At 45.7% G+C, this 13,166-nt stretch carries 10 protein-coding genes, 1 tRNA gene and 1 riboswitch; of the genes, 5 read left to right on the top strand and 6 right to left on the bottom strand.

The features are described 5' to 3' along the window. Positions 1 to 66: 66 nt before the first annotated feature. A tRNA-Ala gene (locus BMX69_RS03390) sits at positions 67 to 139 on the bottom strand. Positions 140 to 233: 94 nt separating this feature from the next. Next, a riboswitch (FMN riboswitch) is annotated at positions 234 to 349 on the top strand. Between the two features lie 83 nt (positions 350 to 432). Here BMX69_RS03390 and BMX69_RS03385 point away from each other — a divergent pair. Continuing rightward, positions 433 to 1,101, top strand: a complete 669-nt coding sequence (locus BMX69_RS03385) for an ECF transporter S component (RefSeq protein ID WP_100041559.1) — start codon at positions 433 to 435, stop codon at positions 1,099 to 1,101. Between the two features lie 413 nt (positions 1,102 to 1,514). Then, positions 1,515 to 2,315, top strand: a complete 801-nt coding sequence (locus tag BMX69_RS03380) for a CPBP family intramembrane glutamic endopeptidase (protein ID WP_100041558.1) — start codon at positions 1,515 to 1,517, stop codon at positions 2,313 to 2,315. Positions 2,316 to 2,508: 193 nt separating this feature from the next. Here the strand turns inward: BMX69_RS03380 and BMX69_RS03375 are convergent, their stop codons facing one another. From BMX69_RS03375 to xylB, 4 genes are all read right to left on the bottom strand, one after another. Beyond that, positions 2,509 to 3,987 carry an L-fucose/L-arabinose isomerase family protein gene (locus BMX69_RS03375; protein ID WP_054789381.1) on the bottom strand — a complete coding sequence of 493 codons (1,479 nt, stop codon included), beginning with the start codon at positions 3,985 to 3,987 and terminating at the stop codon, positions 2,509 to 2,511. A 76-nt stretch (positions 3,988 to 4,063) separates the two neighbouring features. Next, the gene (locus BMX69_RS03370; RefSeq protein ID WP_054789380.1) at positions 4,064 to 4,690 is read right to left on the bottom strand and encodes a DUF4867 family protein; all 627 of its coding nucleotides are present in this window, start codon (positions 4,688 to 4,690) and stop codon (positions 4,064 to 4,066) included. An 18-nt stretch (positions 4,691 to 4,708) separates the two neighbouring features. Further along, positions 4,709 to 5,362 carry a fructose-6-phosphate aldolase gene (gene fsa, locus BMX69_RS03365; RefSeq protein ID WP_054789379.1) on the bottom strand — a complete coding sequence of 218 codons (654 nt, stop codon included), beginning with the start codon at positions 5,360 to 5,362 and terminating at the stop codon, positions 4,709 to 4,711. 32 nt (positions 5,363 to 5,394) lie between these two features. Continuing rightward, on the bottom strand, positions 5,395 to 6,918 hold the full coding sequence (xylB, locus tag BMX69_RS03360) for a xylulokinase (RefSeq protein ID WP_100041557.1): 1,524 nt from the start codon (positions 6,916 to 6,918) through the stop codon (positions 5,395 to 5,397). 379 nt (positions 6,919 to 7,297) lie between these two features. Here xylB and BMX69_RS03355 point away from each other — a divergent pair, with 379 nt between their 5' ends. Next, positions 7,298 to 7,903, top strand: a complete 606-nt coding sequence (locus BMX69_RS03355) for a sugar O-acetyltransferase (protein ID WP_100041556.1) — start codon at positions 7,298 to 7,300, stop codon at positions 7,901 to 7,903. Positions 7,904 to 7,911: 8 nt separating this feature from the next. Here BMX69_RS03355 and BMX69_RS03350 read toward each other — a convergent pair whose 3' ends face one another. Beyond that, complete coding sequence (locus BMX69_RS03350; RefSeq protein WP_100041555.1) at positions 7,912 to 9,762, bottom strand: ATP-dependent nuclease; 1,851 nt, start codon at positions 9,760 to 9,762, stop codon at positions 7,912 to 7,914. Positions 9,763 to 9,893: 131 nt separating this feature from the next. Between BMX69_RS03350 and BMX69_RS03345 the strand changes: the two genes are divergently transcribed. After that, positions 9,894 to 11,264 carry a hypothetical protein gene (locus BMX69_RS03345; RefSeq protein ID WP_054789378.1) on the top strand — a complete coding sequence of 457 codons (1,371 nt, stop codon included), beginning with the start codon at positions 9,894 to 9,896 and terminating at the stop codon, positions 11,262 to 11,264. A 27-nt stretch (positions 11,265 to 11,291) separates the two neighbouring features. Then, a complete protein-coding gene (gene asnB / locus BMX69_RS03340) occupies positions 11,292 to 13,142 on the top strand; it encodes an asparagine synthase (glutamine-hydrolyzing) (protein ID WP_100041554.1) in 1,851 nt (616 codons plus the stop codon). Positions 13,143 to 13,166 lie beyond the last annotated feature (24 nt).

Raw genomic sequence — 13,166 nt, 5'->3', positions numbered from 1 at the left:
CTTTATTATTTCAACTGTCTACCTAAAAGGGAGCATATCATTCATGCCTGCGGCTTATTATTTAAGTGGAGATAGTGGGATTCGAACCCATGACCTCTTGAATGCCATTCAAGCGCTCTCCCAGCTGAGCTATACCCCCATGTCCGCTATTATAGCAAAGCATTAAAAAAATTGCAACAAAATATTGCATTTATTTTTTAAAATGTTATAATAATTCAAGAACATTTGAATATAGTTGTCTTCAGGGCAGGGTGAAATTCCCGACCGGCGGTAAAGTCCGCGAGCGCAATTGCGCAGAATTGGTGTAATTCCAATACCGACAGTATAGTCTGGATGAAAGAAGATGTGTTAAATAGTGATAATACACCTGTTTATTTTTAACACCTGAAAGGCATACTTTCAGGTGTTACTTATTTTTCAGGAGGCTTTACCATGAATATGACAAAGCAAACAAGTAAACTCACCCTCATGGCCATGCTTTGTGCGCTGGCCTTTGTAGCCGTTGTGGCGATCCGGATCCCTCTGATCCCCATGCTGCCTTTCCTGGAGTATGAGCCTAAGGATGTTATTATTCTTACCGGCGGCTTCCTATTCGGGCCAATGTCAGCAGCAATGATCTCCGTTATTGTGTCTTTTGTTGAGATGTTTACCATCAGCAGCACCGGAATCATCGGACTGATCATGAACGTTCTTTCCACGGTGGCATTTGTCTGTCCGGCGGCTTACCTCTATAAGAAACGCCATTCCCTTTTGGGTGCATTCCTTGGCATGGTGGCAGGTACCTTACTCATGACCCTGGTCATGGTTTTGTGGAACTACCTTATCACCCCAATTTATATGGGATATCCAAGGGAAGCCGTGGTAAAACTTCTGCTCCCTGCATTTGTCCCTTTTAACCTTTTAAAGGGAGGAATCAACACAGCCCTGACGCTTCTTATCTATAAGCCGTTAGTCACCACGTTGAGAAAATCCAATCTCATGATTCCGGCTTCAACGGATGTACCAAAAAAGCGGAATTTCAATCTTGGTATGACCCTTGCTGCAGGAATCATCTTAGTAACCTGTATTCTGGCTGTCCTGGTTATGAAAGGTATTATCTAGTCAATCGGATATTCACAATCCGCTTTGATGCTTGCTCATAGCGAGCGAGTCCCGATTTACCGGGCATAACCTTATAGCTGCTATCAAAGCTTGTCAGAAGAGGCCTGCGCCCCTTCAATAAAAAAGTATTTTAAAGCACACGGCATAGTCAGTCTTGACTATGCCGATTTGCTGTTTGTTCCATTCATACCCGGTAGTTCAACCACACTGACCTAATTGTAATGGAGTTGTAATGGATATCTAACTGCTGTCCCCATTTACCGCTGCTCTTGCCGGTAGCGTAGATAATGACTTTTTTTAAAAACGAAAATTTCCAGCTTGTGGTAAGGTGTGGTATAATGAGGTTAGAAAAACAAAATGGGGAAGGGCGGGAAAAATTTAATGTATACTTCAAAATGTGAGGTGATGAAATCGTGACAAACAAAAAAATCACAGTACAATTTACGATATTGACATTTGCCATAGCCTATCTTGTGTCAGGTACTTTGATTGCTCTTGGGCAATTTGGATATTCCGTTCACAATTGGGTCCACACGCTACAGCAATTCGGGATGAATATTCCATTTGCAATCTATATTTTGTCACCCGCTATTGCTTCATATATCGTTCTGAAGAGAAATAATAAAATAGCGGATTTTAAGGAATGGTTGAAAACTGTTTTTTACGCCAAAAATAACATATCTATCTATTTGTTCGTTGTTGCAGGGCTTGCACTGTATTTTTTGACACATATTGCAGTTTCGGGCCGCGTAGAAATGGTGCTTCCATTTTATACGTTCTTTCTATCCCTGCCTGGTAACCTTATTATCGGTGGCATGGAGGAATCTGGCTGGATGTACATATTGCAGCCTGAGCTTGACAAAAAATATGGCTTTGTTTTATCTGCTGTTTTTGTTGGAATCATTTGGACTTTATGGCATATCCCTCTCTTCTTCATTCCGGGGACGAATCATGGAGAGGGACTCATTAACTTTTGGATGTTTGCAGTCCAACTCATGGCGTTTCGTTTCTTCAACGGGGCAATTTACAAGATATCAGGAAAAGGCTGTGTGTTTATGTGTATATTGTTCCACACCATGTTCAATGCAGCATCACCCATTTTTGGTACCACGACTATGACTTGGGCGGGAACAATTGCCGCAAATTCCATTCTTGTTCTTGTTTCAATTGTAACCGTTGTGATATACGAAAAAAAGAGCAGGCGAATCGTATAATCATTTAGGGCATTCCTTTGGAACCCCTGTTGCACGTGTCATGGCTTCGCCCTGTTCCTCTCAACTTAAAAGGCGGACTATCAGCTTTACGCCGATGGTCCGCCTTTTGTTGTTATATTCTGCTTGCCGGCTGCCCAATTTGAATGCTCCTTGATACTTCCTTATTGGGTGACAGCTAAGTTCTATAACCTATTTAACCAAATGGATTTTCTGATTTATAAAGCATTCCCTTTGGCTGATTAAATCCAATCTCTTCTACCCCAAGGTACTTAAATACTTCAAATATAGCCTTGCCATAATGTCCGAAAGCAACCGCTCCATGATGAGGGAAGTTCTTTTCGATCAGCACATGGCGGTAAAATCTTCCCATTTCCGGAATGGCGAAAACTCCGATGGAACCAAAGGAACGGGTGGCTACAGGAAGCACCTCTCCCTGAGCAACGTATGCGCGGAGTAAATTGTCTGCTGTGCTCTGAAGGCGGAAGAATGTTATATCACCAGGAGCGATATCGCCCTCAAGGGTTCCCTGAGTAACCTCCTCTGGAAGCGCTCTTGCCATGATCATCTGGTATTTCATCGAGCAGGAAGAAAGCTTTCTGGAGCAGGTATTTCCGCAATGGAAGCCCATAAAGGTATCCTGGTGGGTATAATCATACTTACCCTTAATATCTCCATCATACATATCGGCAGGAACCGTGTTATTAATATCAAGAAGGGTTACGGCGTCCATGCTGATGCAAGTTCCGATGAATTCACTGAGAGCTCCGTAAATGTCCACTTCACAGGAAACCGGGATGCCCATTCCTGTCAGACGGCTGTTTACATAGCAGGGAACACAGCCAAACTGGGTCTGGAATGCCGGCCAGCATTTTCCTGCAATGGCTACATATTTCCGGTATCCCTTGTGGGCCTCCACCCAATCCAGCAGGGTGAGTTCATACTGAGCAAGCTTTGGAAGAATTTCCGGCTTCTGATTACCCTCTCCCAGCTCCTTTTCCATATCCTTTACCACATCAGGGATCCTTGGATCGTTTGCATGCTTATTAAAAGCCTCAAATAAATCCAGCTCCGAGTTTTCTTCAATCTCCACGCCCAGGTTATACAGCTGTTTAATCGGGGCATTGCATGCCAGGAAGTTTAAGGGGCGCGGGCCGAAGCTTATGATTTTCAACTGGGAAAGTCCTACCAGAGTTCTGGCAATGGGAAGGAATTCCTCGATCATGTCGGCGCATTCCTCAGCTGTTCCAACCGGATATTCCGGTATGTACGCTTTAATATTTCTAAGCTTTAAGTTATAGCTTGCATTTAACATTCCGCAGTACGCATCCCCGCGTCCCTGGGTTAAGTCATCTCCGCTCTCCTCTGCTGCTGCGATAAACATAACCGGTCCGTCAAAATGCTTTGCAAGAAGGGTTTCTGAAATCTCAGGTCCGAAGTTTCCTAAATAAACGACCAGTGCATCGCAGCCGGCTTTCTTCACATCCTCCAGAGCCTGAACCATATGGATCTCGCTTTCCACGATACATACTGGACATTCGTAAATATTGGCGGCATCATACTTTGCATTATATGCCTCCACCAGCGCTTTTCTTCTGTTCACTGATAACGTTTCCGGGAAACAGTCCCTGCTCACTGCTACAATTCCTACTTTTATTTCTGGGATATTATTCATTCTATAACTCCTCCTGTTGTTATTCAGGCATGTTCCTTTGGATTATATGCCTGTTGATTTTATTGTTAAGCATTTGTCAAATAGACAGATTTTCTCCTGATATTCCAATATAAGCATGTTCCGGAAGTCCGCCCTCTTTGTGTCCAATGAGCCATTTGTTCTTAGCAAACAGCAGTCTGTCTTCTTCATTCACTGCTTCTCCTGCCGGTTCCAGATCAGTATTGGTATCCTTTGGCAGGATCACAACACATCGGAAACCGTCTTCCTCCGCATGGCATGGCGCATAATGAAGGGTCGTGGCATAAACCTCGATCACAGTTCCTGCCGGCACGAGGAATGCTTCCATCTTGCCTGAATCGTATGTATGATCCGGGGTAATATCCTGCTGCCTTCCTAAAATCAGGATCAGATCCGTCACAGCAATATTGATCTCTGAACTTCTGTGGTATTCCACCGCATTCAGCTTCTTATTGTGGCCGTTGCAGTAACCTACCTGAATGGGCAGCTGGCCATAGAGCTTCTTTTCAATCTCCTTAGAAACCGCCAACTCCTCTAATTCTACTACGGAAGGAACATAAACCACATCTTCCGGAAGGGGCGTCTCCTTCATCTTTTCCAACAGTTCCCCTGCATCATATCCTGTAACCACTTTCCCATAAGTCTGAAAGGCAGGATCTGTCACTGGTTTGATTGTTAATCCCATGTTTTTACCTCTCCTTTTCTATTCTCCGAATACAGCCAGATAATCCTTTTTAAATTTTTCAATGCCCTGGTCTGTGAGCGGGTGCTGTGTCATCTGAACCAGCACCTTATACGGCACCGTTGCAATATCTGCACCTGCTCTGGCACAATCGATCACATGAATCGGATTGCGTACGCTGGCTGCAATGATCTCCGTCTCAATCCCGTGTATCTGGAATATCTCCATAATATCTTCAATAAGATTGATTCCCGGCATGGAGATATCGTCCAAACGTCCCAAAAATGGGGAAACATAGGCGGCTCCGGCTCTTGCTGCCAAAAGCGCCTGGGCAGCGGAAAACACCAGGGTAACGTTGGTTGGGATATTTTCTGCGTTCAGTACATTTACTGCCTTTAAGCCTTCTACCGTCATGGGAATCTTCACGACCATGTTCGGATGGATCGCCGCGATTTCCCGGCCTTCCTTTATCATGCCTTCCGCATCAGTCGTGGTGGCCTTTACTTCTCCACTGATCGGTCCGTCAACAATAGATGCGATTTCCCCGATCACCTGCTTAAAATCACGCCCTTCCTTTGCAATCAGGGAAGGATTTGTGGTAACTCCGCAGATAATCCCCATTTCATTGGCCGATCTGATTTCTTCTACATTTGCCGTATCAATAAAAAAACGCATATCTTCACCCTCCTGTTTTCCTTTGTCTTAAATTACAAAGCTGCAAGTTTCTTATAGCTGCCCTTTAAATCCTCATACAGTTCTTTATATAACTTATGGTATTTCTTATAAAGGCCGGCCTGATTTTCCTCCGGTCCTGTAGTCTTATCCGCAGAGATCAGGGCATCACAGGCAGCTTCCACGCTCTCAAAAATACCGCAACCAACTCCTGCCAGAATAGCGGCTCCCAGAGCCGGTCCTTCTGTCTGAGCCACGGTCTTTACATGACAGTCATACATATCCGCCAGCATCTGACGCCATACCGGGCTCTTTCCGCCGCCGCCGCATGCCATCATCTCTCCTACCCGGATCCCCATTTCATTGAGGATATCATTGCAGTCGCTGAGAGAATAAGAAACTCCTTCCATTACGGCCCGCAGCATATGCTTTCTCGTATGGATGGCAGAAAGTCCAAAAAACACACCCCGGCAGTCCGGGTCCAGATGAGGAGTTCTCTCCCCCATTAAATATGGAAGGTAAATAAGCTTATCGCTTCCTGCTTCCACCTGGCTTACGTCCCGGTTGATGAGATCGTAAACATCAATTCCCTGTTTATTTGCTTCTTCCACATAGTCCTGGCAGAAATTATCCTTAAACCACTTTAAGGACAGCCCCGCCCCCTGGGTCACTCCCATGACATGCCATGCTCCCGGAACTGCACAGCAGCAGGTATGGACTCTTCCTTTCGGGTCAATGGTAACCTGGCTGCTGTGAGCAAACACAACCCCGGAAGTTCCTATGGTGGTAAAGGCAGTTCCATCTTTCACAACCCCTGTTCCGACTGCAGCTGCCGCATTATCTCCGGCGCCTCCCACGACCTTTGTCTCCTCCGAAAGGCCGGTTCTCTCTGCGATTTCAGGAAGGAGTGTTCCCGTAACCTCACAGGATTCAAAAACCTCTCCCAAAAGCTTTGGATTAATATCCAGCTTATATAAAACTTCCTCGGACCAGCATCTTCCGGGAACATCTAAAAGCTGCATTCCGCTGGCATCGGAAACCTCAGTGGCAAAAACTCCGGTTAATATGTAACGGATATAATCCTTGGGAAGGAGGATGTGCCTGCACCGATTATAGTTCTCCGGTTCATTCTTCCTTACCCATAAAATCTTGGCTGCCGTCCAGCCGGTAAGAGGCGGATTCGCAGTAATCTCAATCCAGCGCTCTTTTGGCATAATGGAAAGCATGTCTTCCACTTCGGCTGCGGTTCTCTGATCGCACCAGATAATCGAGGGGCGTATCACCTCATTCTTTTCATCAAGCATCACAAGTCCGTGCATCTGGCCTGAGATACCGATTCCTTTCACATCCTCTTTTAAAACTCCTGACTCCGTTATGACCTGGGAAAGGGTATCAAGAACCGCATCTCTCCAGTCTTCCGGCTTCTGCTCCGCCCAGCCATTCTTAGGCTGATAAAGGGGATATTCCCTGGATGCAGAAGCAATCACACCGCCCGTTTCATCGAACAGGACGGTCTTTGTTGCCGATGTCCCCACATCAATTCCAATCAAATACTTCATCCTAATACCTCCTCGAAAGATCTCTATTCTGATTATAATATACATGCCTGAAAAAAGCGTGCGCTTATTTGTCCAAGTAGTAGCACTTTCTTGCACTTTTGCAATGAGCAGTGCGAGATAGGCCATGAAAAGATTTTCGTTGTGCTTGCACATAAGAAAATCTTCTCATGGCCTATTTCATAGGGCGAATGCCCGTGAGCGAACGAAACCGCAGGTTTCGCGAGCTGCACTGCGGACTTATGGTACATTTAACCCAACAGCCATATATACCGTTGCCAACCGCCAATCATCTGATCACATAGACATTTAAAGATCCGCAAGGTATAATAAAGAAAAAAGAGGCTGTCTGCCCGACAGCCCCTTTACCAAGGAGGTTTACATGGATTTAAAAGAAAAAATGAGAAGCGGAAAACTCTATAATTGTGTTGATGATGCCCTGATCGCGGAACAAACCAGCTATCTGGAAATCCTCTATGACTTCAACCAGACCCGCCCATCCGAAGGCGAAAAGCGGCAGGAAATCTTAAAAAAGCTTTTTGCCGAAATCGGAAAAAACTGCTACATAGAACCCCCGCTTCACGCCAACTGGGGAAGTCACGTTCACATGGGCAATGACGTATATGTAAACTTTAATTTAACCCTAGTGGATGACGCCGATATCTATATAGGAAATAACGTCATGTTCGGTCCAAACGTTGTGGTAGACACAGCCGCTCATCCCATCCGCCCCGATATCCGAAAAAGGCAGATCCAGTTTAACGTCCCCGTTACCATTGAGGACAACGTATGGATCGGAGCCGGAGCCATCATCCTTCCAGGCGTCCGGATCGGTGAAAACAGCGTAATCGGAGCCGGAAGTGTTGTGACCAGGGATATCCCCGCCAACGTGGTAGCCTATGGAAGCCCATGCCGTGTTATAAGAGAAATCGGCGAGCGGGATATGAAATACTATTTCAGAGACTGGGAAATCGATCCCGAAATATAGACGTTTCCCTATGCCTTCCTGCTTTCAAAGTAAACGAACTTATCAATCGCATCTAAAATATCGCTAAAATCTTCCCGGGGAGCCAGATCAATGTATTGTTTTAACAGCTCCCCTTCCTTCTTTTTATATGGCCCATAAAAAATATCATACAGGTTATGCCCCCGCATATAGATCTTAAATTCCTCCATATGGGTCTTTAAATCTTCCAGGGATTCCATATCCTTCCCCACTGCCTCCACAAACTGCTTTCCGCTCTTTAACCGGTAAAGGTATTCCTTCCATTTATCAAACAGCGTCCGGTAGAATGCATCTTCATCTTCCACCACTCCAAGCTTTGCCATGATTTTGGGATTCAGGAAATAATTTTCAAAAGAATAGTACTTTAATATAAGCACATTTTTTCTGGTGACCTTTGGAAGCTTGTCGATATCCTCCAGACTGCGTTCATCATAATACCGGCAAAGCTGGCCTGCCAGCTCCTCAGGGTTCTTTCCGTCCCCATCCCGGATCATCAGGAACTGATCCCTTAAATAAACCTGGTTCATATACTTTAAATTTGCATACGTCTTTATATTGGTACAGCTGTTGGTGGTGATAATGGAGATCCGGGATAAGTTTCCCTCCTTATCATAGATTTCCGAATAATATTTTTCCAACAGCAGCGGCAGACGGCTCTTATCCTGCTTGCCTTCCACAATAAACACAAAGCTGACCCCAAGAAGATCGTTGGCCCCATAACCCAAATCGTCCAGAATAGCATCTATATCAGTTCTTTCCCTGACAACAGAATAACCGTCACGCTCCAGCACCACCTGCCTGATCTGGCGTCTGGTAAAATTAAACAGCATACTGGGTGAATGAGTAGTAAAAATCACCTGATTCTTCTTGGATAACCGGTAAAGGATCTCACTGGATATTTTCTGAAGCTGGGGATGAAGGAAAATCTCAGGATCCTCTACGATGACAATGCTGGGAATCCGTTTTTCATCCTCTGTATAAGTCTCCAAAAGAGACAGCATGTAAAGGCTTTTCATACCATTGCTCAAGTTGTTTATAGGGCTTAGTTTTCCTCTTTCCACATGATAAGTTTCCGCTGTTACTTTAAACAATTCACATGGATTGCAGTTTAAGGAAAAATGGATTTCCTCATAGCCGCCGTTTTTTCTGTAATTGTCATTGACCCTTTCGGCAAAATTATTTAGGTTTAGCTGATACATCTTATATTCCAGCAGCTTAGCCGTCTCATAAATCTGCAATTCTTCCGGCTTCTTCTGGTTAATGAGTCCGATGCATTTAAAGCACTGGTTGCATTCCCTGGCGCTGTCAAACATGCACACGTGGGTCCTTAGCTTTGAGAGCTGGTCATCCTCCTGGAAAAGCAGCAGATCATTCTGAAACTGGTTTAAATCCCGTTCCGAGTCAATGTAATAAAGCCTGGGAAAAATCTCCCTGATATACCGGTTATTCTTCCGGTATCCATCCTTAAACCGGACGACCCCGTTCCAGTTTACCTGATAGGTAAAGGTGAGGCTTCCTTCCCGGTAGGAAGGCAGCTTTGTTACAAAATCGTGGAGCCATGCATCAAACCGCTTATACTGGCTCACCACCCCTCCCCTGTGAAAGGAAACCAGATCCTCCTGCGTAATTGCCAGGGTCATGGTGATCTCTATATTCTGCTTCTTCTCGTTAAAATCCTCTTCCGTAACTTTATAAGCACCTGCAGCTGCGCGTATGGCATCTAAGACACCTGTTTTTCCCGTATTGTTCTTCCCCACCAGTATCAGGGCATTTTCCACATTTTGAATTTCCATATCCCGTATGGATTTAAAATTTTTAATATGTACCGATGTTATCTGCATAGGCCTCTCCTTTATAAAACTCAGTATAAAAGGCTGACAGGAAAATTTCAAGTTCTGCCCGAAAAAAAATCACACTGTCCTTTCCTCTCTATCATAGTATAGAATATATTCTTATCACAGGAGTTGTTCCTATGTTTGATCCTTATCTGGTGCTCACACCTATGCACTATATTTATCTCATCGGCGTCATTGTGATCCTGACTGTCATGGTTCTGCGAAAGGATACGCCCCTGGTCTGCATCCTTTTTCTCTTCCTCCTAGGCCTTGTAGGCCTTAAGTCCCTGACCGGAGGCATCATGACTGTATTCAACGCCATCTTGTATGCTTCCAGGGAGTTTATGGATATCATCGCCACCATTGCCCTGGTCACAGCCCTGTCAAAATGCTTAAAAGACTTAGGAAGCGACTATCTGATGATGATTCCCATGTCAAAGGTCATGAAAACTCCCACCTTTACCTGGTGGATCCTTGGATGTACCATGCTGGTATTTTCCCTCTTTCTCTGGCCTTCTCCATCCGTGGCTCTGGTTGGGGCAATCATGCTGCCATTTGCAGTCAGAGCCGGTCTGGATCCTCTGGCAGCTGCCATGGCCATGAACTTATTCGGCCATGGAATTGCTTTAAGCTACGATTTCGTCATCCAGGGCGCTCCGTCCATTTCCGCAGCAGCTGCCTCCATTACCACCGACCAGATCCTGATCAAGGGGCGGCCTTTGTTTTTGGTAATGGGCATTGTTACCGTGGTTTCCGCATATCTGTTAAACAGGAGCGAAATCGCTGCCTGCTGTCAGGAAGTCCATATCCAGAATGCCGAAGAACACCATGATATCGGGATTGCCGCGGTAATAATGGCGATCCTGACCCCTCTTCTTTTCCTGGCCGACATCTTTCTTATGCTGGCTTTTGATTTAAAGGGTGGAGACGCCACCAGCATGGTTTCCGGCACAGCCGTCTTAGTTATGTGTATTGGAGCGATTTTAGGCTTTGGCAGGCATTCTCTGGAAAAAGTAACATCTTATGTTACGGAAGGCTTTCTTTTTGCCATACGGATCTTTGCTCCCGTCATCATCATCGGGGCCTTTTTCTTTTTAGGAGGAGAAGGAATCTCCTCTATCATGGGGGAGCAGTTCCAAAGGGGAATTATGAACGACTGGGCTATCTGGCTGGCTCACAACGTTCCTCTCAACAAATATATGGCTGCATTTTTCCAGCTGGTGATCGGAGGCTTGACTGGCTTAGATGGTTCTGGTTTTTCCGGGCTGCCTCTTACCGGTTCCCTGGCCCATACCTTTGGGACAGCAGTGGGAGCTTCGGTTCCTATTCTGGCTACTCTGGGGCAGATTGCCGCAGTTTTTGTCGGCGGAGGTACCATCGTCCCCTGGGGGCTTATCCCCGTTGCAGCCATCTGCAGTGTAAATCCCCTGGAGCTTGCCAGAAAGAATCTTCCTCCGGTCATGATCGGCTTTCTTGCTACTTTTATTGCTGCCTGTTTCCTTTTATAGATAATCCAGCTTTAAGGAGGGATTTCCATGTGCGGAATTGCTGGTTTTTACAATCCAGACCACGATTACCAGAAAGATAAAGCTTATTATGAGAACATCCTGGAACAGATGTCAGAAACCCAAAAACACCGGGGACCTGACGATTCAGGGATCTGGCTCTTTCCTCAGGGAGGTATGTCTCATGCCCGTTTATCTGTTATCGACTTAACAACCGGCCGCCAGCCCATAACAAAAACAGAGGCGGGTAAAACATTTGGAATTGTGTACAATGGAGAAATTTACAATACAAAGGAGCTTCGCCGGAACTTAGAGGAGCGGGGCCATTCCTTTTCCACCACCTCTGATACAGAAGTGATTTTAACCGGATATATGGAATACGGGCCTGATTTTGTGAAACAGTTAAACGGTATTTTTGCCTTTGCCATCATGGACCCATTCCGGGAACGCTTATGCCTTTGCCGGGACCGTTCCGGCATAAAGCCTCTCTATTACACCATACGGGATGGAGAAATTATCTTTGCTTCGGAACTCAAAGGAATCTTTGCATATCCGGGCGTACGTCCTGTTTTAGACCGGAAAGGCTTAAATGAGGTTTTCTCCCTGGGACCGGCTCATACCTCCGGCTGCGGAGTTTTTAAAGGAATCAATGAAATCCTTCCGGGCCACATGCTTCTCTGTTCTAAGGACGGCTTCCACTTAAAATGCTATTGGAAGCTGGTTAGCAGGCCCCACGAGGACAGCTATGAGGAAACCATTGAAAAAACCTCCTTCCTGGTTCAGGATTCCATCCGCCGGCAGATGGTTTCCGATGTTCCTATCTGCACCTTTTTATCAGGAGGGGTGGATTCCAGCCTGGTTTCGGCAGTCTGTGCTGCAGAACTGAAAAAACAGGGCAAACAGCTTACTACCTTTTCCTTTGATTTCGTCAACAATGATAAATTCTTTAAAGCCAGCACCTTCCAGCCCTCGCAGGACCGCCCCTTTGTGGACCAGATGGTTAAATTTCTAGATTCAGACCATCATTATCTGGAATGTGACAATGGCACCCAGGCAGACCGGCTTTATGATTCTGTCCTTGCTCATGACCTTCCGGCCATGGGAGACATTGACTCCTCCCTTCTCCACTTCTGCTCCATGGTCAAACAGTTTAATAAGGTGGCTTTGACTGGGGAGTGTGCAGATGAAATATTCGGAGGATACCCCTGGTTTCATAAGGAAGAATGCTTTAAAGCCCAGACTTTTCCCTGGACCATGGACTTAGGAACGCGCAAAGCCATCTTAAAGGATGAATTTCTGGATTATCTTAAAATGGATGAGTATGTTATGGAAGCTTACGAAAAGTCTGTGGCGGAAACTCCCGTACTTTCCGAAGATAATCCAAAAGAAACAAGAAGAAGAGAGATTTCTTATCTGAACCTCCGCTGGTTTATGCAGACCTTATTAAACCGGATGGACCGTGGCAGCATGTATTCCGGCCTCGAAGCCAGGGTACCATTTGCAGACCACCGGATCATCGAGTACGTGTGGAATGTCCCCTGGGGTATGAAAACAAGGGATGGGGTGGTAAAAAGTCTCCTTCGCCAGTCCGGAAGGGGGCTTCTGCCTGATGAGATCCTGTTCCGCAGGAAATCTCCGTATCCCAAAACCTATGATACCAATTACGAGGCGCTTTTAGCCAGACGGGTAGAGGAAATGATAGCTGGCGGTTCCGCTCCGGTTATGGAATTTTTAGACGAAAAGAAACTGGAAAAACTCCTGGCCAGTCCTTCCGATTACGGAAAACCCTGGTACGGACAGCTCATGGCTGGTCCCCAGATGCTCGCCTATATCCTTCAGATCAACTACTGGCTGGAAAAATATCATATCTCTGTGGAATAACATCAAAGAGGTGCAAAAGTCTCC

Source organism: Lacrimispora sphenoides JCM 1415, from assembly GCF_900105615.1.
Classification (GTDB): Bacteria; Bacillota; Clostridia; order Lachnospirales; family Lachnospiraceae; genus Lacrimispora; species Lacrimispora sphenoides.
The sequence above is the reverse complement of the archived record's forward strand: the minus strand, read 5'-3'. Positions and strand labels throughout refer to the sequence as shown.